Raw genomic sequence first — 26,872 nt, 5'->3', positions numbered from 1 at the left:
CTTTACTTTGCATCACAGACTTCCAACAATCTTAAACAACACAAAATCAGTAAGTTAAAATTAATTGGAACAAATGTTCCGATAAATTACTACCTTTGAAATACCGCTAAAAACCCCCGTTTTTCAAGCAACGCATTCGCAAATGGCGAGAACCAAACAATTTGAGGTAGAAAATGTACTGGATGCAGCCGTTGGGCTTTTCTGGAAAAAGGGCTATCACGCCACTTCCGCCAACGATCTTGTGGAACATTTAGGGGTGAGCAGATCGAGTTTGTATGACACCTTCGGTGACAAGCGCAATTTGTATTTAAAGTCTTTGCATCAATACCGAAAAAGAGTGATCGGTAGACAACTCTATCTAATTGAAACAGCAACCGATATCAAAGAGACCTTGGAAGCTATTTTTTCGCTGATAATTGAGCAAGACATTGACGATTTTCATCCCAGGGGATGTATGTTGGTCAATGCGGCGACAGAAATGGCTGCCGTAGATGAAGATGTTGCTGCCATAGTGAGAGGGAATCAATGGGATCTGCAAAAGGCATGGGAAATGGCCATTAAAAAAGCGCAATATCAAAACGAGCTGCGTGCCGATCTGAATCCAAAGGAAACAGCAGCAGCAATTTACAATGCCTTAATTGGAATGCGTGTAGCCTTAAAGACCGAACAGGAACAAGAAACTTTGGACGCTATTGTGCGCCAGACCTTGAGGCTTTTGGACTAAACGTCGTCGTAATCAATGGTTAATTGAGCAGAGGTTGCATGCGCCTGACAGGTAAGGATCAAACCTTCGGCAACTTCACTATCGGTCAAGATTTGGTTTTTGCGCATTTCTGCAGAACCAGAAGTCACTCGAGCAATACACGAACTACAGATCCCTCCTTGACAAGAATAAGGAGCATCCAGATCATTTTTTAGAGCTATATCGAGTACAGAGATCGAATTCGGTGCTGTAATGGTGTTGCTTTCGTCGTCAATAACAAAAGTAATGGCCGCATTTCCATCCGGAACTTCGGTAGTGGTAGCTTCTCCATCATCCGCAGAAACAGTAAAGCGCTCAAAGTGAATCTTTTCTTGTGGCATCCCGAAATCGGCCAAAGCTTCAATTACAGTATCGATCATGTCTCCAGGGCCACAAACAAAGGCTTCATCGAATTTTTGGTCTTGATATTTGTTGTTGATCACATAACCAATTTTACTGCGATCTATGCGTCCAAAGTGGAAACTGTCTCCATCTTGGCGGCTGTATATCCATTCGATCTGCAGCCTTTCGGGAAATTGAGCTTGTAAGTTTTCTAGTTCAGCCTTGAAGATAGTACCGTCTTGATTTCTATTACCGTAAACCAGCACCAGCTTGGTGTTTGGACGATTTTGCAAGCAATCAGTTATCATAGAAAGCACTGGTGTGATTCCACTTCCTGCGGCTACAAATAAATAGTGACCCGATTCGGCCTGAGGAAGCACGAATCTACCTTCTGGTGTAGCCACTTTTATGAGATCTCCCGCCTTAAGCTGCTCATTGGCGAAGGTGGAGAACACCCCATTTTCAACTTTCTTGACCAGCACTGTCAAATCTCCGCTGCTGGGAGCGCTACAAATGGAATAGGCGCGTCTAACCTCTTTACCGTTGATCACGGAACTTAGGTTAACGTACTGACCTGCAACAAATTGATAAGCTTCACTTAAAGTGCTGGGTACTTGAAATTTTAGACTTACTGCCGTGCTTGTTTGTGGTTCAACGGCCGCTATTTTGAGTTCATGAAAGTCTGCCATGGCAATTTTTTTTGCAAAAGTACGAACGATTCTGCCAAAATGAAACATCGAAATCTGTGGAAATGCCTCATTTTTTAAGGCTAAGCCCCCAATAATTGAAAAAGAAATGTATTTTTACCTTTCTCTGGAAAAACGCATACTAAAACAGGCTTTTTTCAGTTTAGTTGATATAAAATTACACAATGCTCAAACGGGGATTCTACGGGGCCTGCGCGTTACTCATCTGCAGCTTATGCATTATTAGCTGTTCTACAAAGAAAGACGGTTTTGTAAACCGCAACCTGAACGCTGTTGCCGCGGAATACAATAAACTATACAACGGACAAGTGGCCTTTGACGAAGGTCGCCAATCGCTTGCCGATACTTATCGCGATAATTACTGGGAAATTCTTCCCGTAGAACGCTTGGAGATTTTGGAAGATGTGAGCCTACCAGGGCAGTCAAAGAATCCGAATTTCGAAAAGGCCGAAGAAAAGGCCGCCAAAGCGATCCAGAAGAACTCCATGTACATAGACGGGAAGGAGCGCAATCCGCAGATGGATGAAGCTTTTATTCTTTTGGGAAAGGCCAGATATTTCGATCAGCGATTCATTCCCGCATTGGAAGCATTTAATTATGTGCTTTCAAAATATCCTACCGGAGACAAGATCAACATTGCCAAGATCTGGAAAGCAAAGGCAAACATCAGACTCAACAACGAAGAGATCGCCATAGATGATCTGAACCGCATGATCAAACGCGGCGAAATAGAAGATGAAGAACTGGCGGAGGCTTCGGCCATGATCGGGCAGGCGTATATAAATCTAGACACCTTAGAGGCTGCACTGCCGTACATTAAGACTGCTGCGGATTATACCCGAGATAATGACAACAAAGGGCGCTTGCTTTACATAAAAGGGCAAATCTATAATCGCTTGCAATTTGCAGATAGTGCTAATATGGCTTTTGACGAGGTTATTGCATTAAATCGCAAGACGCCGAGAGTTTATATGATCAATGCCTACATCGAAAAGGCGAAGAACTTTGATTACGAGAACGGTGACAAAACACTCTTTTTAGAAATGCTGACCGATTTGGCAGAGAATCGAGAGAACCGTCCTTTTTTGGATAAGATCTATCATCAGATCGGGGTCTACCATCAGAGCAATGACAGTATCGCCACAGCGATGGAGTATTACAATAAGTCCATCAAAGCCAACCAACAAGACGATTATTTGCAAGCGCGCAACTACGTGACCTTGGGAACCATTTTCTTTGACCGAGCCCAGTATCAAACGGCTGGAGCATACTACGACAGCACCTTGGTGAAAATGCGTCCGAACACACTAGAGTACAGACGCCTTAAGAAAAAACGCGATAATCTAGATGACGTAATTGCCTACGAACTAACCGCAACCACCAACGACAGTATTTTGCGATTGGTAGCCATGAGCCCGGAGGAGCGTTTGGCTTATTTTACCGAATACACAGACGCCTTGAAAGCGCGCGCCATTCAAGACTCCATAGATAGAGCCAAGAGTGGTGGCGATGAATTCAAGGACAACGAATTCTTTGAAGGCAGTAAAGAAGACAATTCTAAAGCCGGAGCCTTCTATTTTTACAACACCACAACTGTGGCCTATGGAAAACAGGAGTTCAGAAGACGTTGGGGAGATAGAGCGCTCGAAGATGATTGGAGAAGATCTGATAAGAATACCGTGGGCGGTGTAGATACAGAAGAGATCGCATCTGCAGGCCTTTCTATAGGCGAAGATCCGCGCTTTAAGCCAGAAACCTATTTGTCTGCTATTCCTATAGACCAAGGCAAGATCGACACCTTGACCACCGACAGGAATTTTGCATACTATCAGTTGGGATTGATCTACAAAGAAAAGTTTAAAGAGTATCCCTTGGCGGCCGAACGCCTAGAGACCTTGCTGACCAAGAATCCAGAAGAACGCTTGGTACTGCCTTCTAAATACAATTTGTACAAGATCTATAACGAAATTGGCAATGCAAGCCGAAGAGACTATTATAAAAACGATATTACAGCCAATTATCCGGATTCTCGTTATGCAGAGATCATCAATAACCCGGATGCAGCTTTAGCTACAGACGAGTCGAGTCCGGAGTATAAATACAATCAGCTTTTCAAGGCATTTGAAGCCTCGAAATACGAAGAGGTGATTTCGGGTTGCGATACGTATATCACAGTCTATAACGGGAATGAGATAGTTCCTAAGCTAGAATTACTTAAAGCCACGGCTTTGGGTAGAAGAGATGGTTTTGAAGCCTATAAGAAGGCCTTGAATTTTGTCGCGCTGAACTATCCCAACAGCGAAGAAGGTAAAAAAGCGCAGTTCATCTATTCTACGACCATACCAAGGTTAGCGGACAGCTCTTTTATTGATGATGATGCGAGCAATTCCTTTAAGTTGGTCTACAGCTTTAACATAAACGACAATGAGGCGGCGCAGGCAGTTCACGATACGATCAGTTCGGCCATTAACTATCTGAATTACCGTCAGATGAGTGTTTCCAGAGATTATTACAGTCCGGAGCAACAATTGGTAGTGGTACACGGGTTGGACAGCAAATTAGGCGCTTTAGGTTTTGGTGAACTCCTAAAGGACAACAAGCGATACAAATTAAAGCCGGCCTACTTTAGCATCAGCAGAGACAACTACAAAATCATACAAATACACAAGAATCTTGCGGCTTATTTGGAGCAAGAATCTGAGAATCCTGATAACCCCCAAAACTAAATCTTATGTTTTCTGACAAAAAATCACGCCCAGGAATGGAAACACGTACCAATCAGAACAAGATCAGCGAAGGCACGCATTTGGTTGGTGACATCAAATCAAAAGGCGGCTTCAGGCTCGAAGGTACCGTAGAAGGCAATTTGACAACTCCGTCTAAGGTGGTTGTCGGTAAAACAGGATCTTTAAAAGGAGCGCTACACTGTGAAAATGCGGATGTAGAAGGTAAGATCTCCGGAACACTAACGGTTGCGGGTACTTTGACCTTACGCGCTACGGCTGTTATAGAGGGAGAGGTATTTGCCAACAAACTGGCTGTAGAACCAGGAGCCAACTTCAATGCTACCTGTGTAATGGGCGGCTTGACCAAAGATGCTATAGAAGATGCTTTGAGTGCTTCCGCCGCAGTGGCCGGGGTGCGCACAACTAAAAAGGGTCAGGACGTTTCTGTATCTAATTAATACTAGCGAGGTCTAAAAGGCCAAGACTACCATGTATTAAAGTTCGCTCTTACCATATCTATGGTAATTTATATCTGAATAAGAATGCCAAAAGAAAAGGGAAACGGAGCACTTAAGAACTGGGCAGTTTTTTCAAGTATCGGCTTGCAGATGGGGTTGATCATCTGGTTGGGGAATTTACTTGGAACCTGGCTCGATTCTAAATTTAATACCTCTTTCTTAGAAACCACCATCACTTTAGTTGCTATTTTTGCGTCGATGTTTTCTGTCATACATCGTGTAAATCGCTTTAATAAAGACAAATAAATGAGCAAAAAACTAGGATTTTTATCCGTAGTCTTCATAGCTATACTTTTTGGTGGACTTTTTTTGCATAAGAATATTATAGCCGATTCAGGTAATGAATTGCCATTTCCACTCAGTGAAATTTATCTTTTTAACGGTGTTTTTTCAGTGGTGCTGTGTTTCGGTTTGCGTTGGTTAGGCGCAAGCCAAAAATTTGCCGATCAGCTGGGATTCCTTTACCTAGCTAGCGTTGTGCTCAAGGCCTTTGTGTTTTTGATCGTCTTTAACACCTATTTGTTTAACGGAGAATCCTTTACAAATTCAGAAGCGATAAGTTTGCTTAGTCCGCTCTTTATCGCATTAATTTTTGAAGTGTTTTTTCTTTCGATCTTGCTCAGTCAAAAAAGAGTTGCAAAAAATGAAGAATGATGCTGTTTTAAACAGAAAATAAAGCCTACCTTTGCGCCAAAATTTGGGAGTTGTTATAATAACTTCAAAAAGGAAGCAATTTAGAATGAAGCTAGTATCAAAAACAGTAACGACCTTTAGTCTTGTTTTTCTTATTTCGTTAACTGCATTTGCCAAGGGTGACCCAAAAACTCAAAATGGCGGACATGGAGACCCAGTTAACACCCCAGAAGAGATCGAAGAGTACATTGTACACCACACCAAAGATTCACACGATTTCCATTTATTCACACATTTTCCTGATGGCGAAGAGAGTCACGTAGGATTCCCACTTCCTGTAATCCTTTGGGGAGAAAACGGATTGACTGCGTTTATGTCTTCTGCTTTCCACCACGACGATGAAGGAAAAGAGATCGTAGAGAAGGGTGGAAGCCGTTTTGTGAAGATTCACGGAAAGATCTACGAGCTGAATGCTGGTGCTACCGCTGTGGAGTTTGACGATGCGCATCACCCAACCAATGCAACTACTCCATTTGACCTTTCGATCACCAAGAGTGTTTTGGGTATCCTTTTGATCGGTCTATTAATGTTATTCTTATTTGGTCGTTTGGCCAAACAATATAAAACACAAAAGATCCCAACTGGTTTCGCTCGTGTATTGGAGCCATTAGTGATCTATGTGAGAGACGAAATTGCAAAACCAAACATCGGTGCTAAATACCGCAATTTTACTGGTTACCTATTAACCGTATTCTTCTTTGTTTGGATTTTGAACCTATTGGGACTTGCTCCTTTTGGATTTAACGTAACAGGACAATTAGCAGTAACTGCTGCCCTAGCCATCTTTACCTTGGTGATTTACTTGGCAAGCAGTAACAAGCATTTCTGGAGCCACCAATTGTGGATGCCAGGAGTACCTTATTTGCTACGTCCGCTATTGGCTGTAATTGAATTGGCGGGAACGCTGATCATTAAGCCATTCTCGCTAATGGTTCGTTTGTTTGCGAACATCACAGCGGGACACATTGTGGTAATGAGTTTGATTGCCATCGGGATCAATATGCAGAACGATATGACAGCGGTAGGGTCAACAACCTTGTCTTTAGTATTGTCGATGTTCATCACATTGATCGAGGTGCTTGTAGCTTTTCTTCAGGCCTACATCTTTACAATGCTTTCGGCTTTGTTCATCGGGATGGCGGTAGAAGAGCACGATCACCACTAAGAGAGAATTTTATTTGTTTAATTATATATTTCAATTATGTCTTTAGCAATTCTTCAAGAAGCTACTTCATTGGTTCCTAACCTTGTAGGTGCTGGTTTAATCGTAATCGGTGCTGGTATTGGTCTAGGTCAAATCGGTAGAGGTGCAATGGAAGGTATCGCTCGTCAGCCAGAAGCTACTAACAAGATCCAAACTGCGATGATTATTATCGCGGCTCTTTTAGAAGGTTTGGCATTCGCGGCTATTTTCTTAGGAAAATAAGAACCTTAAGAACTACACTTTTCCTGCAACGGTTGGTTGCAGGAAAGTGTTTGTTAACGCACAGTTTTAAAGCACTATAAAGTATTATGGAACAATTATTAGAAAATTTTTCGCTCGACCTATTCGTTAAGCAGACTGTTTTATTCTTACTGTTGATTTTCTTGATGGTAAAGTTTGCATGGAAACCTATCCTTAACGCATTGAACGAGCGCGAAGACAATATTCAAGGAGCCCTTGACGCTGCCGAGAAAGCCAAGTTGGAGATGGAGAATCTTCAGGCAGACAACAAGAAATTGTTGAACGAGGCACGTGCAGAGCGTGACGCCATGCTTAAAGAAGCTCGTGATATGAAAGCTAAAATGATCGCTGATGCGAAGGACGAGGCTAAAGTTGCTGCAGATCAAATGATCGCACAAGCGCAGGCCGCCATCGAAAGCGAAAAGAAAGCTGCCGTTGCCGATCTTAAAAACCAGGTAGCCTCACTTTCTGTAGATATCGCAGAAAAAGTGGTACGCGCCGAATTGGCCGATGCTGGTAAGCAACAAAAATTAGTTGAGAACCTTCTAGGTGACGCTAAACTAAACTAGAGCTATGAAAAGCAGCAAAGTAGGATTGCGATATGCAAAAGCTGCCCTGCAGCAAGCTATAGAAGATAACAACGTCAAGGCTGTCTTTGAGGATATGCAAGGCGTTCATGCTACTGTAGCAGAGAGCAAAGAGCTGCGATTGGCGCTTCAAAGCCCAGTAATTAAAAGCAGTGATAAAGAAGCCGTTTTATTGGAGTTGTTCAAGGGTACTCAAAAGACAACTCAAAACCTGATCAAAGTAATGGCCGCCAACGAGCGTACACAGTACTTAGGCGATGTAGCCGCAGGTTTCATTGGGCTTTATAACGACACACAGGGTGTAAAGGTGGTAAAAGTTACTACTGCCGTGGCCTTGGATGGTGCCTTGAAAGAACAGGTGTTAGCCAAAGCAAAGACCCTAACAGGTAGCGATAATGTTAGCCTGGAGAACGAGATCGACCCAGAGATCATTGGCGGTTTCGTGTTGCGTGTTGGAGATATGCAGTACAATGCAAGTATCTCTAACCAATTGAGTACACTTAGAAAAGAATTTAGTAATAGCATATAATAATTACGCTTTCGGAGCGGTGCTCCGGTAATAAACAGTGATATGGCACAAGTAAATCCAGCTGAAGTTTCAGCGATCTTAAAAAAACAACTATCCGGCTTCGAGGCTACTGCTTCGTTAGACGAAGTTGGAACCGTTCTTACCGTGGGTGATGGTATTGCCCGCGTATACGGATTGTCTAATTCTCAATATGGGGAATTGGTAGAATTCGAAAACGGACTAGAAGGAATTGTACTGAACCTGGAAGAGGACAACGTTGGGGTTGTACTTTTAGGACCATCAAAAGGTATTAAAGAAGGAGCTACTGTAAAACGTACGCAACGAATTGCTTCTATCAATGTAGGAGAAGGAATCGTTGGTCGTGTGGTGAACACTTTGGGTGAACCAATCGACGGTAAGGGTGAAATTGCAGGCGAGACCTATGAGATGCCACTAGAGCGCAAGGCTCCTGGGGTAATCTTCCGTCAGCCGGTAAACGAGCCGCTTCAGACCGGAGTAAAAGCTGTTGATGCCATGATCCCAGTAGGACGTGGTCAGCGTGAGTTGGTGATTGGTGACCGTCAGACTGGAAAGACTACAGTTTGTATCGATACCATCATCAACCAAAAAGAATTTTACGATGCAGGTGAGCCTGTATACTGTATCTATGTTGCCGTTGGACAAAAGGCATCTACAGTAGCGAACATCGCTCGTACACTAGAAGAAAAAGGAGCTCTTGCTTATACAACTATCGTAGCGGCTAACGCTTCTGATCCTGCTCCAATGCAGGTATACGCACCATTTGCCGGAGCGGCGATCGGAGAGTACTTCCGCGATACTGGGCGTCCAGCACTTATCGTTTATGATGATCTTTCTAAGCAAGCGGTTGCTTACCGTGAGGTATCGCTTTTGCTACGTCGTCCACCGGGGCGTGAGGCATATCCTGGAGACGTTTTCTACCTACACTCGCGTCTACTAGAGCGTGCTGCTAAGGTGATCAACGATGACGATATCGCTAAGGACATGAACGACCTTCCTGCTTCTTTGAAAGACAAGGTAAAAGGTGGCGGTTCACTTACTGCATTGCCAATTATCGAAACCCAAGCGGGTGACGTATCTGCCTATATCCCAACAAACGTAATTTCCATTACTGACGGACAGATCTTCTTGGAGTCTGACCTCTTTAACTCGGGTGTACGTCCGGCGATTAACGTAGGTATCTCTGTATCTCGTGTGGGTGGATCTGCACAAATCAAATCTATGAAGAAGGTAGCAGGTACTTTGAAGCTTGACCAAGCGCAGTTCCGCGAACTAGAGGCTTTTGCTAAGTTCGGATCTGACTTGGATGCGGCTACATTGAACGTAATTGAAAAAGGTAAGCGTAACGTAGAGATCTTGAAGCAAGCTCAAAATGACCCTTACACTGTTGAGGATCAAGTTGCGATCATCTACGCAGGTTCTAAGAACTTGTTACGCGAGGTTCCTGTAGAAAAAGTAAAAGAATTCGAGCGCGATTATATCGAATACTTGAACACCAAGCACCGCGGTACTTTGGATACGCTTAAAGCAGGAAAATTGACAGACGAGGTTATCGATACTTTGACAACTGCTGCCAAAGAGATCTCGGCTAAATATCAAGCATAATCAGGGTCGGCATCTCTTTTTAAGGGATGCCAACCTTCAATGAATAAAGCAACATGGCAAACTTAAAAGAAATACGCAACAGGATCTCCTCAGTATCTTCTACGATGCAGATTACCAGTGCCATGAAAATGGTATCTGCAGCCAAGTTGAAGAAAGCTCAGGATGCGATCACTGCTATGCGTCCTTATGCGGATAAGCTTACTGAATTGCTTCAGAATCTGAGCGCCAGTTTAGAAGGTGACAGCGGAAGCGCATTCGCAGAGCAACGCGAGGTAAACAAAGTGTTGGTAGTTGCTATTACTTCCAACAGAGGTTTGGCCGGAGCCTTTAACAGTAACATTGTTAAGGCGTGTAAGGAGTTGAAAGAGACTACTTATGCCGGGAAAGAGATCGCCTTTATGACCATCGGTAAAAAGGGGAACGATATTCTTAGTAAAACCGAGAAGGTTGTCGATTTCAACAGCGAGATCTTTGACGAACTCAACTTTGAGAACAGTGCGGCTATTGCACAGCAATTGATGGATATCTTCACCAATGGAGATTTCGATCAGATCGTGTTGGTGTATAACAAGTTCAAGAATGCTGCAACACAAATTGTGATGCACGAGCAATTCTTGCCTATCCAACAAGCGTCTGACGATGCTTCTAGTGGAGCTGCCGATTATATCTTTGAACCAAACAAAGAGTATATCGTTGAGCAGTTGATCCCAAAGAGTTTGAAAACGCAATTGTTCAAAGCCATTCGCGATTCTGTAGCCAGTGAGCACGGAGCACGTATGACTGCGATGCACAAAGCGACAGACAACGCTGGAGAGCTTAAGGCTTCCTTGACTTTGGAATACAACAAAGCCCGTCAGGCTGCTATTACCGCAGAGATCTTGGAGATCGTTGGTGGTGCAGAAGCCTTGAACGGATAATCACTGATAAAGCTATTATAATAAAGGCTTCTCGGAAACGGGAAGCCTTTTTTGTAAATTCGTGGCAAGACTTTTGAAGTCTTGTCTCAAAACCACATTATGAAGCAACTACGAACTTTTGGAATTTGGCTCTTAGCCTTAGTATTTATGGCGAATTCAGACTGTAGTAACAAGAAATTAGAGAACGATCCTCCATTTACCGTAACGGATGCTTACACTCAGAAATGGGTTGCCGGAGTGGAGATGGGTGGCTCTGGAGTTAATTTGGTCATTCCCATTAGCGCTATGCAAAACGGCGTACAGATAGATTCGGTTTACTTTAGAGGACAACAGCTACCCTTGGCTACCAAACCTGGCGATGACAAGACCTATGTGGCACATTGGGTAAATCCTCAGAAACCGGATATGAATATGAGCGATGCTCCCAATGGAGAATACGGAAACCCTGTTCCGGAGCTCAGTGATGAATTCAAACTAGCTCCTGGGGAATGTGTTATTCAGTATAGCTTGGATGGAAAAACCTTTTATACCAAACTAAGCGATATCCCTCAGCGCGATATGGTGGCTTATCCGAGTGCCCCTAATCCAGACAACGGAAACTAAAGCGAACAACAGATAACCTCAATTAAACCTATGGTTTCAGTTAAGATCATCAATAAATCGGCCCATGAGTTACCTGCTTATGAGACCAGCGGTTCTGCAGGTATGGACCTCAGAGCCAATCTAGAATCGCCTATAAATTTACAACCCATGCAGCGCACCATAGTGCCCACAGGGCTCTTTATGGAATTGCCAGAAGGCTATGAAGCTCAAGTGCGTCCGCGGAGTGGTTTAGCGGCCAAACACGGTATTACTGTTTTGAATGCTCCCGGTACTATCGATGCGGATTACAGAGGTGAGATCGGCGTAATTTTGATCAACCTTTCTGAACAAGACTTTAAGATCACCAATGGAGAGCGCGTGGCGCAATTGGTCATCGCCAAATGCGAGCAAGCCGTCTGGAATACCGGAGAATCACTTTCAGAAACTGCACGTGGTGCCGGAGGATTCGGTTCAACAGGCAAACAATAGCCTCAATAAAACAAATTAGAATTAATCAACCTCAATTATGAAGATCATTGTCCCTATGGCGGGAAGAGGTTCTCGCCTAAGACCACATACACTAACAGTTCCAAAACCTTTAGTTCCTGTTGCAGGGATGCCCATAGTGCACCGTTTGGTGCGTGATATTGCTGCCATTTTAAAACAACCCATCGATGAGGTTGCCTTTGTTATCGGCGATCCTGCTTTTTTCGGCCTTGACGTTGAGCAAAGCCTTACAGAACTAGCCGAAAGTCTTGGAGCAAAAGGCACCATTTACAGACAAGACAAACCCTTGGGAACGGGTCACGCAATAATGTGTGCGGAACCTTCACTAAGCGGTCCAGCGGTTATCGCATATGCAGATACTTTAATCCGTGCGAGCTTTGAGCTCGATCCAGAAGCTGATAGTGTTATCTGGACCAAAAAGGTAGCCAATCCAGAGGCATACGGAGTGGTTAAGCTCAATGAAGAAAACAACATTGTAGAGTTGGTTGAGAAACCAGAGGAATTTGTGAGCGATCAGGCGGTTATCGGGATCTATTACTTCAAGAACGTCGATGAGCTACGCCAGGAATTGCAATACGTTTTGGAGAACGCCATCATCAATGGCGGTGAGTATCAGATCAATGACGGCATAAAACGCATGATGGCCAAAGGGAAGGTCTTTAAGACAGGTACCGTAGATCACTGGATGGATTGCGGGAACAAGACCATCACAGTGGAGACCAATGCCAAAATGCTCAACTTTTTGCACCAAGAAGGAGAAAGCTTGGTTGCCACAGACATCACTTTAGAAAATGCTGAGATCATTCCTCCGTGTAGCATTGCCTCCGGAGTAGTTCTAAAAAACACCACAGTAGGCCCTCATGTAAGTATAGGAGCTAATACCACCTTGGAGAATTCCAACGTTAAAAATAGTATAATACAATCCGAGACGACCATTAAAAACGCTACTTTAGAAGAGGCTATGATTGGTAATAAGGTGCATTTTGACGGGGCCTTTAAAAAGGTAAGTCTGGGCGATTATTCCGAATTAAAATAATGTGAAGTGAAATCTATTGGGCAAATCTTGCTGTGTTTTTTGTTGATCTGCGGATCGGCACTAGCTAGTTATGCTCAAGATGAGGACATTTTAACGGACGACCTAGGCAATGTCTCTGACGCCTTTCAGGAGCGCTTTTTTGAAGGATTAAAGCAGAAAGGGATACAGAACTACGAAAAAGCTCTAGAAGCGCTTAGCGAGGCCTTAAATGCCGCTGGCGACGACAAAGAGCAACAAGCAGTGGTTCATTTTGAAATGGCCAAGAATCATTTGGAGCTTCAACAGTATGAAGCGGCAGAATCTGCCTTGCTGCAAAGTATTGGCTTAGTTCCAGGGCGTTTAGACACCAACGAATTGCTCTATGAGGTCTATCACCGGACTAAGGATTACGAAAAAGCGATTCCTGTGGTGAATAGGCTCATTGCGTTTGACGCCGTGTATAAAGAAGATTTGGCGAATTTATTGGTCTTGACTGCACAGTTTGACCAGGCCATGGCATTGATCAACGAGCTCGACGCTGCAGTTGGGCGCAATGCCAAACGCGACGAATTGCGCAAGCGTATTATTAGCATAACAGGCGATGTTTCTTCGGAGATAAATCGTCTGGAAGGAATAACCAATAGCGATGCTGCAACAGAGAAAGACTATCTGGAACTCATTTACCGCTACAGTACAGAAGGAGACATAAACAAGGCTAAAGAAGCAGCTAATGTATTATTAGAGCGTTTTCCGGAATCGGAATTGGTGCATCTGGCCTTGTATAAGTTTGCCCTAGAAGACGGCGATAAACAAGCTGCTGTGGCTTCTATGCAAGAGGTTATAGACGCGCGAAATATCGATGCTTCTAGCAAGTATAAGGTGTTGGCAGACTTTATGGATTTTGTTGCCGACAACCCGGACTACGAACCGGAATTGGAAGCTGCAATCGCGAATTTTTCAAGTACGACAAACAGTGGAGCACTGTGGCAGCAATTGGGAGATTTCTTTTTAAAACAAGACAAAAGGAATAAGGCGCTGGAGTTTTACAAGAAAGCAGTTGCCACAAACAATACCGATTATAATTTGCTAAAGAATACCATTTTACTGCAGATAGAAGGCAACGCCTTTCAAGATGCTTTTGAGCTCAGTGAGACGGCCTTAGAGATATATCCGGCCCAATCTTTGCTCTATTTGTTACAAGGAGTGAGTCTTTTAGGTCTCAATCAGGCGGACAAGGCCATCGCAGTGATGGAAGAGGGTGTTGACTATGTGATAGACAACCCGGCTATGGAACGCGACTTTTACGATCAACTCAGCAAGGCATACAATCAAAAAGGCAATGCGGCCAAAGCCGCAGAATACGCTAAAAAAGCCCAAGATCTTCAACTGCCCTAAATCATGCATAAATTGAGAATACATACAATCCTCGCCTTTGTTTTTCTGCTGAGTTCCTGCGGAAGCGCTAAGCTGGTCAATGGTTCCAGAGATGCCAATCCCGGCTTCTCGGTAAAAGACATTATAAAGACGCATCAGGCGGCAGCCCCACAATTTGAGACCTTGGCTGCTCGTGTCAATGTGGATTATGAAGATGAGAAATCATCACAGAACATTACGGTTTCGCTGCGGATGGAAAAGAACAAGACCATTTGGATCAAGGCTTCCCTTCTGGGAATAACCTTGTCTAAGGCCATGCTCACTCCAGATCGTGTGCAATATTACGAGCGCATCAGCAATACCTACTTCGATGGAGATTTTGCACTGATCAGCGATTGGTTGGGTACCGATATCGATTTTGAAAAAGCACAGAACATATTGTTAGGGCAGTCGATTTTTAGATTGGAATCTCAGGCCTATAACAAGAGTGTAGAGAACAACCAGTACAAGTTAGCTCCGAAGCAAGAGTTGCCTTTGTTTACACATTTTCTGGCTTTGAATCCGGATTTCTTTAAAATTGCGAGTCAGGGGATCGATCAGCAATCAAAAGGGCGGCAATTAAGAATGTATTATCCTGATTATCAAAAGGTAGGAGATCAGGTTTTGCCTAAAAAGGTAGTGATAAAAGCCTCTGAAAATGAGGCGATCACCACTTTGGAGATCGACTTTCGATCTATAGATTTAAATATTCCGATCCGTTTTCCGTTTACTATGCCAGACGGACTGACCGAAATTCAATTGGATTAATGACCTTAAGACTGCTATGTATTGGCCTAGTAACTTTTTTGCTTTCGAGCAATGCGGTCTGGGCTCAAAAAGACGAGCGTACTGTTTTAGAACAGAAACGCAGAGAGATCTTGCAAGAGATCAAGCAGATCAATTCCCTCTTATTCGACACTCAAAAGAAAGAGCGTTCTGTACTTTCTGAAGTAGAAGACATAGACAAGCGCATCCGCGCACAAGAAAACCTGATCAGAATCACCAACAGACAGGCCAACCTACTCACGCGAGAAATCAACGTCAACCTAAAAAAGATAGAACAGCTTCGCGAAGAACTGGCGCAGATCAAAGAAGATTACGCCCAAATGGTAGTGAAGAGCTACAAGAGCAAATCGCGCAAAAGCCGGATCATGTTTCTCTTGTCTTCTCAGGATTTTCTGCAGGCATACAAGCGTGTCCAGTATATGAATCAATACGCCAAGTATCGCAAGGAGCAAGGCGAAAGTATTCAACGTAAGACAGTCGAGCTACAAGAGCTCAATAAATCTTTACTGGAACAACAAAAAGAGAAACAGGCCTTGATCGCTGAGAATAAAAAGACCAAAGAGGCTTTGCGCAAAGAGAAGCAGCAGCAAGAAGCCCTAGTTGCAGAACTCAAAAAAGACGAGTCTAAGTTTGCCAGTCAGATCAGAAGCAAGCAGCGTGAGGCCGACGAGATTGACAAGCAGATCGATGCGCTGATCCGTGCAGCTATTGCCAAGTCCAACTCAAATTCCAGAGCGAACACCACTGGTGGAAGTTCTACCACTTTTGCACTTACTGCTGAGGCAAAAGCCTTGGGAAATAGCTTTACCAGTAATAAAGGCAAACTGCCGTGGCCAGTTACCAATGGAGTAGTTGTGAAGCGTTTTGGAAAACAGCGCCATCCGCAGCTGCCAAATGTCGAGACCTTTTGTAGTGGGGTAGAGATAGCGACCACTAACAATGCTGAAGCACGCTCTATTTTCGACGGAGTGGTTTTAGATGTAAAACAGATCAAAGGAGCCAATAAGCTGGTTCAGATCCAGCACGGAAGCTATATCAGTGTTTATTTCAATTTAGGATCAGTAACGGTGAGCCCTGGTCAGAAGGTAACTACCAAGCAGCAAGTAGGAACTGTAGCTAAGAATCCTGCAAGCGGAAAGACCATTATCAAGTTAATGATCTACAAGAATACTACGAAACTCAACCCAGCAGATTGGATCTTTAAGATGTAAAACAAAAAACCCCGCAGATCGCGGGGTTTTCTTTTGTTTATGTAAAGGGCTATTAGCGTACCACTAACTTCTTAACGGTTTGTTTGCCGCCTGCGTTTAGACGTACAAAATAAATTCCGCTGCCCAATCCTGAAACGTCCACAGTTGCACTGTTTCCGTTACCCAATTCCAAGTTGTTTTGCGTCATGACGATCTGCCCTAGCGTATTGCTTATGGTCATATCCATGGTCTCAAAGGTATTAGAACTGGCTATGGTGAACACGCCTTGCGTTGGGTTCGGATACATGCTAATACCGGTCAATGCGTTATCGGCAGTTCCTAAATAATTATTCAGTACAAAGACGTTATCTATGAAAGTACGGTTGCTGTTCCCGGCAATATTCACAAATCGCAATTGGATCTGCTCTCCAATAAAGGCAGAAAGATCGATCTGTTCGTTACGCCAGTCGCTGGCCGCAGTCGGTATCCATGGCGTAGTTCTGAATCCTGGAATGGTCGATAGGTCCGAACCGAACTTCTCGTAAACATTTACCCAAGTGGTTCCGCAGTCGGTAGATACATCTACGCGGAGGCCATCGCCATCTCCTGCTACACGCTGCGCTTTTGCAAGATCGAACAAGACTCCTGGAACATCCGCACCACTCAGATCGTATACTTCTGTTACCACGGCATCCAATTGGCCAATGGCATCATAGATGAAGTTGTCTACAAACCCGACACGAGTGGTCTCTCCATCACTTCCAACAGTGAAGCTATTGATCTGCCAAGTTCTGTCTCCATCTGGGTTGTCGATATACCATCCTTCCGATGGGAAACCAGTGGTCTGGAAGTCTTCAAAATCACTAATTGGGCTCGCTTCAGTAGCTACAAAATAAGTATTGGTCTGATTGTCGTTAGAGCTGTCTTCGTCAGTCACCAAATTCACCGTTACACTAATATCGTGATTGCCGGCATCTGCAATGCTGAGTGGGGTGGCAAAACTGAACTGAGCGATCGCGCCAGGCTCAATGGTACCAGTAAATGCTTCGGTTACTGGAGTGTCACTATCGAGCTGATAGCTTACCTCAAAGCCACTCTGAGGATTCATTGAGGAATTGAAGATGGTCGTTTTAACAGTAACCGGACTAGCGTCACAAACAAAGTTGAACTCACTACCGCTGTTGTCGATGCTCAACACAGCTAAGTCGTTCGCAAAGTCACAGTTTAATGAGCCATCTGTTTTTATAGCCGTGGTGCGCAAATTAGCCCAGCCATCAGTATCATTCTTGGCCGCCACAGCGATCCAGTTGTCATCGGTAGCACTGGTAATTGGAATAGAAGCCCAATTTTCAGTCACATTGGTAACCACTTCCATATATTTTTCACCCAATAGGTAAACGTCGTAGTTTTCAGCGCCCTCAACGGCATCCCATGTAATAGACATAGAAGTATCACATACTTGCAAGATCTCTACACCTGTAACTTGAGGTGCTATAGAGAAATTATTATCACTCTCGTCGCTAAAAGTACCGCTGGTTATTCTAACACGTGCACTTCCGGTCAACTCTTCTGGTACTGTCCAGCTGTAGTTGGTTGTTGTGGCAGATACTGTTGTTATCGGCGTCCAGGTTGCACCGTCGTCTACCGTATATTCTAAGTCGAAAGCTGCGGTAGTATTGATAGCATCCCAGTGGATCACAGAAACTTCTCCAGGTACTAAGGTCTCGGTAAAGTTCGGATAAACCATCGTCAGGTTTTCCTGAATGAACTCATAGAGGATAAAGTACTCTTGTGGACCGAATGGTACGTCAAATCCGCTTACTTCCACCGTGTAATCGCCGGCAACCGGATCGTTTATCAGCACTTGTTCCATATTGTTGAGGTGGTCTGCTCCATTGGTAGCAGGCAAGTCCAGAGTCACAGGGTCTGGAGTTGGATCCAATACCCAAGGCAAATACGAAGTGTCTGACGGATCTTTAACCACTAAATCCAGGTCGTTGATTAGTGCTGTAGATGCACCAGCAGCCGCAGCCGGGTCTGTCCAATAGATCATGATGCGCATTTGGGTGGTTCCCGCTGGAACAGTGAGCGTATTGGTGTTGAGTTCGCCATTGCTTATCGATTCGACGATAAAGCGATCTTCGCTTAGCAACTTACCGGCGCGAAGTCCATTAACTATACCCCATCCAAATTTAAAGTCAGGCCCAACGTTACCAGCATCGTTAGCAGTATTCAATAGGGCTCCCTTCACAAGACCGGATTTTGGCATTACTCCTCCGTGCGTATCGGCGTATAGCTCATACAATTGAGCAGAAACTCCAGCGATTCCCGGAGAAGCTCCAGAAGTTCCTCCAAAGGCACTGTAAGTATTATTGGCTCCAGTTGAGATATGTCCTTGACCGTGCGCAGTAATATCTGGTTTTATACGACCGTCACGAGCTGGTCCGTGGCTACTACTACCTACCAATGATCCGTCAAAGAATACGTTGGCCGTAGCAATTACGTTCTTTCCTTGTTTGTGACCGCCAGTAATATTACCCCACTGGGTACCGGCACCATAACCACAATCCAATCCGTTAGAATTTCCACAAGAGAAAACGTGTAGCACGCTCTCAAAGTCGTTGGTCTGTTGATCTACGGTACGGGCGTTCAGAGTGTATCCTCCATTACAACCATCTCCATAAGAAGAGTTGGTGATCATAACAGTCCCGTCACTGATCAAGCTGGTTGTTGGACTATCTAAGAAAGAGGCGAAGTAGTTCGAAACATACATGTCTGAACCAGCTGCCATTCCGCGGTAACGTGGGTTGAGATTTCCGGCACCAGCAAAGATACCAGCTACGCCATCTCCGTGAGATCCACCGGAAGTAGCAGGTATGTTATCTATACGGCCTTGAAAATCGATGTGAGGGCCTATAAGACCATCATCACGCACAAGAACTCCCACGCCGGCTCCGGTATAGTTCCATCCGCCTATCATTTGAGTGTCCAAACCGTTAGAACGGTGTAAGCTTTTTCCTTGCACATCTTCTTTAACAGGAGGAGCTGGGACGAGTCCAACATAACTCACATAAGCAGAATTAGACAAGCTTTCCAAACAATTGTCAGAAATGATCAGGTCCATATAATTGGCGCTGTCATATACCTGAACAACTTCGATCTGTTGCGAGCGAAGGTCGTCTAAAATATAGTCCTTGTTCACAATATCGTGATACTCTAAGGTCACTAAAATGCGATCACCGCTCAGGGCATAATCCGGAATTTCGTTGTTTAGAATTTCTGGCGCCATTTTAAAACGACCATCTACTGGAGCTATAGCACGCACTTTGCGCTCTGCCAATACACTGATCGGTGTAGTTTCTGCCATGTAGAACAGATAGGTCCCAGCACCAACATAATCTAGCAAGCGCAGATCATTGGTTTCAAAATAATCTTGAATTTGTTGATTGGGCGTTTGTTCAAATTGGATCCAACCAAAATAACCACCTCCAAGTTTAGAGGTTTCTGGCATTTGATCCCATGAAAAGGTCTCGATGTTTTCTTCCAAGGTCACGTACTCGCCATTAAAAACAAAGGCATACGGATTTTGGGCAAAACTCGTAAGCGCGAAAAGTGCCACAACAGCTGTTGCCAATAACTTCTTCGTGCTAACGAGAAAAGGTGTAGTTTTTCTCATGTTGCTTAGTTTGATTAAATAGGGAAGGGGCGTACTACGCCCTAACAGATTGTTTCTCATACCCCGAATGTTGCAATTTTTTTAAGTTGCTCTTTTAAAAGCACTTAAAAATAAGGCAAAGTTTTTAAAATCCAAGTTCGGGTAAGGAATCTCTGCGGTTATTCCGTAAACAGGGCCTTGAGCTCTGTTGCTTCGGAGGGTTTTATTTTTCCGGCAAGTACTAAACTCAATTGACGTCGTCTTAATGCTGCGTCAAAACGTTGTTTTTCCAAGTCGGTCTCTGGCTTTACAGGAGGAACTCGCACCGGATTTCCAGTGTCGTCTACCGCTACAAAGGTATAGATTGCTTCGTTTGCTTTAGAACGCAAGCCACTCTCGCGGTCTTCTATCCAAACGTCTAGGAAGATTTCCATAGAACTCCTAAAAGAACGGGAGATCCGAGCCTCTACAGTAACTACACTACCCAAGGGGATGGTTCTGTTAAAGGCAACATGATTCACAGAGGCGGTAACCACTATTCTGCGGCTGTGTCTTCGGGCAGCGATACTTGCAGCACGGTCCATACGTGCTAGGAGCTCCCCTCCAAACATGTTTCCAAGTGGATTGGTTTCACTAGGCAAAACCAGATCGGTAATAATCGTGCAAGAATCTTTAGGTGTCTTGGCCTCCATAATTAAAATTTTGGCAAAGTTACATCCTATTTAGATGTTGGGAAAATAGAAAGCTTGAAACTAGTTGAATTGTTTTACCAACAACCAGGCGTCTTTATTGTTGTTATTCTTGATATTACGCAAAGCCTTTAGTGCTGCAGATCTCTCGCTGTGGCTCTCATAGCTCACTTGGTGCAGGCCATACTTGTTCTTGCCCAATAAACGGGCCTCGAAGCCTTGTGCTTGAAGCTGAGCAATTTTCTTGTGTGCGTTAGCTTCTTCGCGGAATGCACCAGCAATAATGTGGTAGCGACCTTGGTACTTCGGAAGATTTACCTCTAAGCTCGGCAACGGATTGCTAATTACGAAGGTTGCCTCTTGAATACTGTTTTGAACGCGGTCTTTAGCGTCCTGAGACTGCACATAGTTGTGTTGTTTAACTCCAGATTCATAAATCTTAAGACCTCCGAAGCTAGTTAAACCAATAGCTATAAGCCCTATTGCAGCATATTTTAGATAAACCGGACGCTGTTCTTGTGTAGGTGTAAACAACAGTGGTTCTGCCTCTAACGCAATGGCTTCCTCAGAAGAACGACTCATTGCAGGTTGAACAAATTGAGAAAGTCCAAAAGAAGCTGTGAGGTAATTATTCTCAGCGCTCGGTTCGAAACTGATCTTCCCGGCCTCCATAGCCAAGGACCCAACAGCCTCGATAATGATGTTCTTCCCTGCTTCGAGCTCGTGCTCCAAAAAGCGCGTATAGCTACGAATAGCAGTTAAAGCGTCTGCATAACTGATGTCTTTGGACTTTGCAATATGATCTGCTAGCAAGCCATCATTAGATTGCAATTGTCTGTTGAAGGACAACAATTTGCTCGGCGGATAAAAAGCATCTGTAGATTCATGAATTCTAGCTGGTTGATACTGCGTTAGAAACGCTCCAAAACCAGGTAGAATCACACATTCGTATCGGTAAAGTAAATCGCTGATGTAACTGTCAAGACGCATGAAAACAAATTTAATATTTTTTGAATCCAGAGCACAAGTGCGGGTAAGAACTTATCAACAGCCTGAATTTTGTTGTATTTTTAAATCACTCTCCTGCAATTTTAGCGATTTTGAATACTGCTGAGCTGCAAGCACTTTTGGCCTTGCAATACAAGCCAGGCATCAGTAATGCCGTGGCAAAAAAACTCCTTACGCACTTTAAAGAGCCTTATGCTGTCTTGGCTGCTTCTAAAAAAGCCTTACAGGAATTGTCTTGGGTTCCACAACACGCGCTAAACAATTGGAAATGGGACAAAGCTCTGGCTGCAGCCGCAGATCAGCAAGCGCTAATGTCGGCGAATCAGGTAAATGCGGTAGCATATTATGAGCCCGACTACCCTAGAGCATTAAAGCATTGCACAGACGGTCCTTTAATTCTATTCTACAAAGGAAATATACCTTGGCAACAGCAGCGCTGGATATCCGTGGTCGGCACACGTAGAATGACCGCTTACGGACAACATCAATGTCGCGCATTGATCAGAGAACTGAGACCTTATAATCCTGTAGTAGTCTCTGGATTGGCTTTTGGGGTTGATATAACTGCACATCAGGCGGCCTTAGAGTTTGGCTTACCAACGGTTGCTTGTTTGGCACAAGGCCTGAACGAGGTCTATCCAAAAGCACATAAAAATATTGCCCAACAACTCTTAAAGCAAGGTGGGCTGGTTTCCGAGACTTGGATAGACAGTAGTTTTCACAATCGTTTTTTTATCCGCAGAAACAGGATCATTGCAGGCTTGTCAGCAGCCACAATTGTTGTCGAATCGGCCCATAAAGGCGGTAGCCTCAGTACAGCGGAGATGGCCTTTTCATACAACAGAGAGGTCTATGCAATACCAGGCAGAAGGTCGGATGCACAAAGTGCTGGTTGCCATGGCCTGATCGAAAGGCAGCTTGCACAGATCTATACCGATCTGCCCAAGCTCATCGATAATTTGGGTTGGGATAAGCAGCATCCGCAGCAAACTCGCCTAGAATTTGAAAGCTTAATCAAACTGGATATGCAGGAGCAAGCCGTCTATAAGTTGTTGCCTACAGATCAGGCAGTGCATATAGAAAAACTGAGGGCAAATTGGGATGCTTCCGCAGGGAACCTACCCGCACTTTTGTTATCCTTAGAACTAAAAGGTTGGATAAGGCCTTTACCAGGCCAACTTTTTATTCGCGCTTAATAGCCGGTCTTTTGACGTACGCGTCCAATGACCTCATTGGCTACTGCACTGGCCTTTGCAGCTCCAACGGCCAAGGCAGCATCGATCTCCTCTAAATTATCCATATAGTAATCAAAGCGCTCCCTAATGGTGGCAAATTTGGTTTGGATCAATTCGAAAAGGGCTTGCTTTGCATGGCCGTATCCAAAACCACCTGCGCGATACTTCTCAGCCATGGCTGCGGTTTCTTCTTCGCTAGCCATTAAGCTGTAAAGGGCAAAGACATTGCAAGTGTCTGGGTCTTTCGGCTCCTCCAAAGGTGTGCTGTCCGTTTGTATACCCATGATCTGTTTGCGCAGTTTCTTGTCTGGTAAAAAGATATTGATGGTATTCTCTCGAGACTTGCTCATTTTATTTCCATCGGTTCCGGGCACGTACATGGTGTCTTTCTGCAGTTCGGTTTCTGGCAAAACAAAACACTCGCCCATCTTGGCGTGGAATCTGCTGGCAACATCTCTGGTAAACTCCAAGTGCTGTTGTTGGTCTTTACCCACAGGAACGATCTCAGCGTCGTAAGCCAAAATATCTGCAGCCATCAGCATAGGATAGGTAAAGATCCCAGCGTTGACATCTTCCAAACGGTCTGCCTTGTCTTTAAAAGAGTGTGCAAGTGTTAAACGTTGATAAGGGAAAAAACAACCCAAGTACCAGGCCAGTTCGGTTACTTGTGGCACATCACTTTGTCTGTAAAATACAGTCTTCTCTATGTCAAGACCACAGGCTAACCAGGCTGCCGCCGTGCGATAAGTGTTGTCTCTTAAAGTGGTCGCATCTTTGATCTGCGTTAGCGAGTGCATATCCGCAATAAAAAGAAAAGACTCATTTTCTGGCGATTCCGCCATTTGAATAGCCGGTAAGATCGCACCTAGCAGATTCCCTAAATGCGGGGTTCCTGTGCTTTGTACTCCGGTTAATATTCTAGCCATATCGTTGTTTTTGGCAAAGTTACTTTTTTTACAAAGTTTGCTCTAATGAATTGGAACTGAATTGGAATTTTTATTTTTGGTCTTCATGCAATGGATCAGCGCACCTATTAAGCTCCTATGGCGGATTTGGTTCTACCTACTCGTGGCTCTGCCCATTGTGCTGCTATTCCCTGTATTACTCGTTTTGATCTCTCGCGATACTTGGTATCCACTCTATTTTAAAATTGCCCGAGGTTGGGGTCGATTTGTCTTATGGGGGATGGGTTTTGTCCCGACAGTGAAACGCTTGGAGAAATACGACCCGAAACAAAGCTATATGTTTGTGGCCAACCATCAGTCTATGACCGATATAATGCTGATGCTGCATGCGGTCCAGCGGCCGTTTGTATTTGTAGGGAAGAAAGAACTGGCGTCGATTCCTGTTTTTGGCTTCTTTTATAAGCGCACCTGTATTTTGGTCGACAGAAACAATGCCCAGAGCCGAAAGGCCGTTTTTCAGCAGGCTCAGGAGCGACTCAAAAACGGGCTAAGCGTTTGTATATTCCCAGAAGGCGGAGTGCCAGATGATGAATCCATACTGTTAGACAGTTTTAAGGATGGCGCGTTTAGACTGGCTATTGAGCATCAGATCCCTATTGCACCTTTAGTCTTTTACGATAATAAGAAGCGCTTTCCTTTTCGTTTCTTCGGAGGGAATCCAGGCCAAATGCGCGCCTTGGTATTGCCGAGTATTCCAACAACAAATATGGAACTGCGCGACAAACAGGCCTTGAGAAATAAAACGCGAGAAATTATTCTTAGCGAGCTGGAAAGTAAAGAATTGCTCAAAAAAAAGCCGCTCTCCTAGCAGAGAGCGACTTTCAAGGTATTATTGCTTTTGCAATAACTAACCTAACCAACTAAAAAACTAACCTAAAATTTGAATCTCAAACCGCTGTAAACTCCCATATAGTATGGCTGTGACCCTATACTAGAGTCCGAATACGGATTGAGTTGATATTTAAATACAGGCTCTACATTAATTGCAAAGCGCTTGCTAATGTCGTATTGTAACCCCAAACCAACATTGGTAGTAAAACTCAGATCGTTCAGATTACTTACACTACCCAGTTCGGTTTCGCGTTGCCCGCTGATAGCGGTGATGGAATTGTCCTGAAGGAAAAGCGTACTAAAACCACCAAAGACGTTTACTTTAAATCGGTTGTTCAAGACTGCATAAGACAGTTCCACGGGAACTTCCCAGTATTCGAATTGCTGATTGAGCAAACCTTCAAAGGCATTCACTTCTGGCAAGTCCAAACCTTCGGTAGGAGCCGCTTGAGCGAATCTGTTGATCAAAGTTCCCTTATCACCAACGGTGTAAGCAATATCACCATTGACAAATTTAGACCCAACGTCAAATGCCGCCGGAGCTACGGCGAATTCTATATCGTTGGTGTTCACGCTTAAGTTGACTCGGTTCACTCCAGAACGTACCGCCAATCGGTTATTCACTTGATATTGTACTTGAACTCCATAACTCAAGTTGGCATCTGATGAAGTGCGATTGTCGGCAAATTCAGCTCCAACAGTAGAGCCTTCGCCAAAGGTCCCGTAAACCACAGGGGCTACCTGAGGCGCAACACTCCATCGATTATCTATCGGATCTTGTTTGTCCAATAGTGTTGCTGTTTCTAAGTCTTTTTGCTCGTCAATAGCGTCGAAAATAGAGATCTTCCCGTCTTCGTCTTTTTGGACTTCAGGGTCTGTTTTGTTCTCGCTATTGTCTGTAGTAGCAGTGGTCGTCGCACTGTTTGTTTGCGTCTCTAAAAGCGCATCGGCGGTTTTGTCATCAACAACTGTATTCTTGGTGTTGTCTGTAGCAGTTACTGCTGTGGTCTCTGAGTTAGAGGTTGCTGTCTTATCTTGCTCGGTAGAGCTATCATTGCTAGTCACTGCAGTTGTCACTGTATTGAGTGATTTATCTACAGCAGACTTGTCAATAAGGGTCTTGCTTTTGTTTGTATTGTCCGCTACCGCGTCTCTTTGTTTGCCGTTACCAATTTTGGCATCCGCAGCAGATGGCTTTTCCGAAGAGTTATTTTGTTGGTCATCACTTTGCTGCTCAGCAATTGCGTCTGCCTCATTTTCCTTGACCATTTTTTCAATGGCTTTCTGATCTTTGATCTGATCTTGAGTGTCGATCTGCTCTGTCTGATCAACATCTTCATTAGAAAACGAATTATTCTGATCCGAATCCGGCCAAAAAACACCACCTACAGTTAGAAGCAGGGCTAAGAGTGCAGCCACACCACCAACGCGCCACCAGATCGGGATGATCTTGCGGTCGTCTTTTTCCTCTTTCTTCAACGCAGCCTGGATGTTGTCCCATACTTCTGCAGGAGGGCTTGCTTCAAAATCTTTGAAGCCCTCTTGAAAAATTCTATCTATGTGCTTTTTATCGCTCATTGTCTAATATCCTTCGGCCGAACTATTATTGTTGAAAGCCGTAATCTTTGTTTTTAAAATCATCCTGGCACGTGCCAAGTTTGATTTTGAGGTTCCGGCAGAAATGTTCAGCATTTCTGCAATTTCGTTGTGTGAGTAGCCGTCCATGGCGTAAAGGTTAAAAACTAACCGATACCTATCCGGGAGTTCCTGAATGATCTTTAACAAAAAATCCAGCGGAACAGAAGTATCCTCAACTACTACGTCTTCTGCTTCTATCTGCTGCTCATTGACTAGGTCAAAAACACGCTGTTTGCGATATTTTTGCAACACGGTGTTCACAGTAACACGCTTTAACCAACCCTCAAAAGAACCTTTGTGTTTAAACTGACCTATGGTCTTAAAAATGGTAATGAAAGCGTCTTGCAGATTGTCTTGCGCCTCGGTATAATTTCGCGAGTACTTTAAACAAACTGAAAACAATTTGGCAGAATACAATTGGTAAAGCTCACCCTGAGCTTTTGCCTCATTGTTTTTACATCTGTTTATCAGTGCTTCCAGAGCCACTTTGATCCGCGAATTTTATTACTAACACGCCAGCTTGGTGCAAC

26 protein-coding genes are annotated in these 26,872 nt (G+C 44.2%); 19 read left to right on the top strand and 7 right to left on the bottom strand.

All coding sequences use genetic code 11. The features are described 5' to 3' along the window. Positions 1 to 142 precede the first annotated feature (142 nt). The gene (locus BTO09_RS05440; RefSeq protein ID WP_087523802.1) at positions 143 to 724 is read left to right on the top strand and encodes a TetR/AcrR family transcriptional regulator; all 582 of its coding nucleotides are present in this window, start codon (positions 143 to 145) and stop codon (positions 722 to 724) included. Here the strand turns inward: BTO09_RS05440 and BTO09_RS05435 are convergent. Continuing rightward, a complete protein-coding gene (locus BTO09_RS05435; protein ID WP_087525494.1) occupies positions 721 to 1,773 on the bottom strand; it encodes a ferredoxin--NADP reductase in 1,053 nt (350 codons plus the stop codon). The genes BTO09_RS05440 and BTO09_RS05435 overlap by 4 nt on opposite strands. Positions 1,774 to 1,955: 182 nt before the next feature. On the opposite strand from BTO09_RS05435, the gene BTO09_RS05430 reads away from it, so the two are divergent. The 16 genes from BTO09_RS05430 (at position 1,956) to BTO09_RS05355 (ending at position 16,342) form a co-directional block, all read left to right on the top strand. Next, positions 1,956 to 4,517, top strand: a complete 2,562-nt coding sequence (locus BTO09_RS05430) for a hypothetical protein (RefSeq protein ID WP_087523801.1) — start codon at positions 1,956 to 1,958, stop codon at positions 4,515 to 4,517. A 35-nt stretch (positions 4,518 to 4,552) separates the two neighbouring features. After that, positions 4,553 to 4,975, top strand: a complete 423-nt coding sequence (locus BTO09_RS05425) for a polymer-forming cytoskeletal protein (RefSeq protein WP_369826904.1) — start codon at positions 4,553 to 4,555, stop codon at positions 4,973 to 4,975. A gap of 84 nt (positions 4,976 to 5,059) precedes the next feature. After that, entirely contained in the window at positions 5,060 to 5,281 is a 222-nt protein-coding gene (locus BTO09_RS05420; protein ID WP_087523799.1) for an AtpZ/AtpI family protein, read from the top strand. Then, positions 5,282 to 5,689 (top strand): DUF6168 family protein, encoded by a 408-nt coding sequence (locus BTO09_RS05415; RefSeq protein ID WP_087523798.1) that lies wholly within the window; start codon positions 5,282 to 5,284, stop codon positions 5,687 to 5,689. A gap of 85 nt (positions 5,690 to 5,774) precedes the next feature. Further along, positions 5,775 to 6,893 carry a F0F1 ATP synthase subunit A gene (atpB, locus tag BTO09_RS05410; protein ID WP_087523797.1) on the top strand — a complete coding sequence of 373 codons (1,119 nt, stop codon included), beginning with the start codon at positions 5,775 to 5,777 and terminating at the stop codon, positions 6,891 to 6,893. Between the two features lie 36 nt (positions 6,894 to 6,929). After that, complete coding sequence (atpE, locus tag BTO09_RS05405) at positions 6,930 to 7,154, top strand: ATP synthase F0 subunit C (protein WP_087523796.1); 225 nt, start codon at positions 6,930 to 6,932, stop codon at positions 7,152 to 7,154. Between the two features lie 86 nt (positions 7,155 to 7,240). Further along, positions 7,241 to 7,741 (top strand): F0F1 ATP synthase subunit B, encoded by a 501-nt coding sequence (locus BTO09_RS05400; protein ID WP_087523795.1) that lies wholly within the window; start codon positions 7,241 to 7,243, stop codon positions 7,739 to 7,741. A 4-nt stretch (positions 7,742 to 7,745) separates the two neighbouring features. After that, the gene (atpH, locus tag BTO09_RS05395) at positions 7,746 to 8,288 is read left to right on the top strand and encodes an ATP synthase F1 subunit delta (RefSeq protein WP_087523794.1); all 543 of its coding nucleotides are present in this window, start codon (positions 7,746 to 7,748) and stop codon (positions 8,286 to 8,288) included. Between the two features lie 42 nt (positions 8,289 to 8,330). Next, on the top strand, positions 8,331 to 9,911 hold the full coding sequence (gene atpA / locus BTO09_RS05390; protein ID WP_087523793.1) for a F0F1 ATP synthase subunit alpha: 1,581 nt from the start codon (positions 8,331 to 8,333) through the stop codon (positions 9,909 to 9,911). 53 nt (positions 9,912 to 9,964) lie between these two features. Continuing rightward, positions 9,965 to 10,828, top strand: a complete 864-nt coding sequence (atpG, locus tag BTO09_RS05385; RefSeq protein ID WP_087523792.1) for an ATP synthase F1 subunit gamma — start codon at positions 9,965 to 9,967, stop codon at positions 10,826 to 10,828. 99 nt (positions 10,829 to 10,927) lie between these two features. Then, on the top strand, positions 10,928 to 11,431 hold the full coding sequence (locus tag BTO09_RS05380; protein WP_087523791.1) for a hypothetical protein: 504 nt from the start codon (positions 10,928 to 10,930) through the stop codon (positions 11,429 to 11,431). Between the two features lie 30 nt (positions 11,432 to 11,461). Continuing rightward, positions 11,462 to 11,899, top strand: a complete 438-nt coding sequence (gene dut, locus BTO09_RS05375) for a dUTP diphosphatase (protein ID WP_087523790.1) — start codon at positions 11,462 to 11,464, stop codon at positions 11,897 to 11,899. A 37-nt stretch (positions 11,900 to 11,936) separates the two neighbouring features. Continuing rightward, on the top strand, positions 11,937 to 12,953 hold the full coding sequence (locus tag BTO09_RS05370; RefSeq protein WP_087523789.1) for a sugar nucleotidyltransferase: 1,017 nt from the start codon (positions 11,937 to 11,939) through the stop codon (positions 12,951 to 12,953). 6 nt (positions 12,954 to 12,959) lie between these two features. Then, positions 12,960 to 14,327 carry a tetratricopeptide repeat protein gene (locus tag BTO09_RS05365; RefSeq protein ID WP_087523788.1) on the top strand — a complete coding sequence of 456 codons (1,368 nt, stop codon included), beginning with the start codon at positions 12,960 to 12,962 and terminating at the stop codon, positions 14,325 to 14,327. A 12-nt stretch (positions 14,328 to 14,339) separates the two neighbouring features. Then, positions 14,340 to 15,113 (top strand): DUF4292 domain-containing protein, encoded by a 774-nt coding sequence (locus BTO09_RS05360; RefSeq protein ID WP_157663430.1) that lies wholly within the window; start codon positions 14,340 to 14,342, stop codon positions 15,111 to 15,113. After that, positions 15,113 to 16,342 (top strand): murein hydrolase activator EnvC, encoded by a 1,230-nt coding sequence (locus BTO09_RS05355; protein WP_087523786.1) that lies wholly within the window; start codon positions 15,113 to 15,115, stop codon positions 16,340 to 16,342. Before BTO09_RS05360 ends, BTO09_RS05355 begins: the two co-directional genes overlap by 1 nt. Positions 16,343 to 16,394: 52 nt before the next feature. On the opposite strand, the gene BTO09_RS05350 is transcribed toward BTO09_RS05355, so the two are convergent. The 3 genes from BTO09_RS05350 to BTO09_RS05340 form a co-directional block, all read right to left on the bottom strand. Further along, entirely contained in the window at positions 16,395 to 19,997 is a 3,603-nt protein-coding gene (locus BTO09_RS05350) for a S8 family serine peptidase (protein WP_198356539.1), read from the bottom strand. A 158-nt stretch (positions 19,998 to 20,155) separates the two neighbouring features. Beyond that, a complete protein-coding gene (locus BTO09_RS05345) occupies positions 20,156 to 20,668 on the bottom strand; it encodes an acyl-CoA thioesterase (RefSeq protein WP_087523784.1) in 513 nt (170 codons plus the stop codon). 60 nt (positions 20,669 to 20,728) lie between these two features. Continuing rightward, positions 20,729 to 21,655, bottom strand: a complete 927-nt coding sequence (locus BTO09_RS05340; RefSeq protein WP_087523783.1) for an SPOR domain-containing protein — start codon at positions 21,653 to 21,655, stop codon at positions 20,729 to 20,731. A gap of 110 nt (positions 21,656 to 21,765) precedes the next feature. On the opposite strand from BTO09_RS05340, the gene dprA reads away from it, so the two are divergent. After that, positions 21,766 to 22,869 (top strand): DNA-processing protein DprA, encoded by a 1,104-nt coding sequence (gene dprA, locus BTO09_RS05335; protein ID WP_087523782.1) that lies wholly within the window; start codon positions 21,766 to 21,768, stop codon positions 22,867 to 22,869. Here dprA and trpS read toward each other — a convergent pair. After that, the gene (gene trpS, locus BTO09_RS05330) at positions 22,866 to 23,834 is read right to left on the bottom strand and encodes a tryptophan--tRNA ligase (protein WP_087523781.1); all 969 of its coding nucleotides are present in this window, start codon (positions 23,832 to 23,834) and stop codon (positions 22,866 to 22,868) included. The genes dprA and trpS overlap by 4 nt on opposite strands. An 85-nt stretch (positions 23,835 to 23,919) precedes the next feature. Between trpS and BTO09_RS05325 the strand changes: the two genes are divergently transcribed. Continuing rightward, positions 23,920 to 24,681 (top strand): 1-acyl-sn-glycerol-3-phosphate acyltransferase, encoded by a 762-nt coding sequence (locus BTO09_RS05325; RefSeq protein ID WP_087525493.1) that lies wholly within the window; start codon positions 23,920 to 23,922, stop codon positions 24,679 to 24,681. Between the two features lie 65 nt (positions 24,682 to 24,746). Here BTO09_RS05325 and BTO09_RS05320 read toward each other — a convergent pair whose 3' ends face one another. Continuing rightward, positions 24,747 to 26,282: an outer membrane beta-barrel protein gene (locus tag BTO09_RS05320; protein WP_087523780.1), complete on the bottom strand. Its 1,536-nt coding sequence runs from the start codon at positions 26,280 to 26,282 to the stop codon at positions 24,747 to 24,749. Positions 26,283 to 26,285: 3 nt separating this feature from the next. Beyond that, positions 26,286 to 26,828 carry an RNA polymerase sigma factor gene (locus BTO09_RS05315; protein WP_087523779.1) on the bottom strand — a complete coding sequence of 181 codons (543 nt, stop codon included), beginning with the start codon at positions 26,826 to 26,828 and terminating at the stop codon, positions 26,286 to 26,288. Positions 26,829 to 26,872 lie beyond the last annotated feature (44 nt).

This window comes from Gilvibacter sp. SZ-19 (assembly GCF_002163875.1).
Lineage (GTDB): Bacteria > Bacteroidota > Bacteroidia > Flavobacteriales > Flavobacteriaceae > Gilvibacter.
Note: the sequence above shows the minus strand (reverse complement) of the source record. Positions and strands in the feature narration are given on the sequence as shown.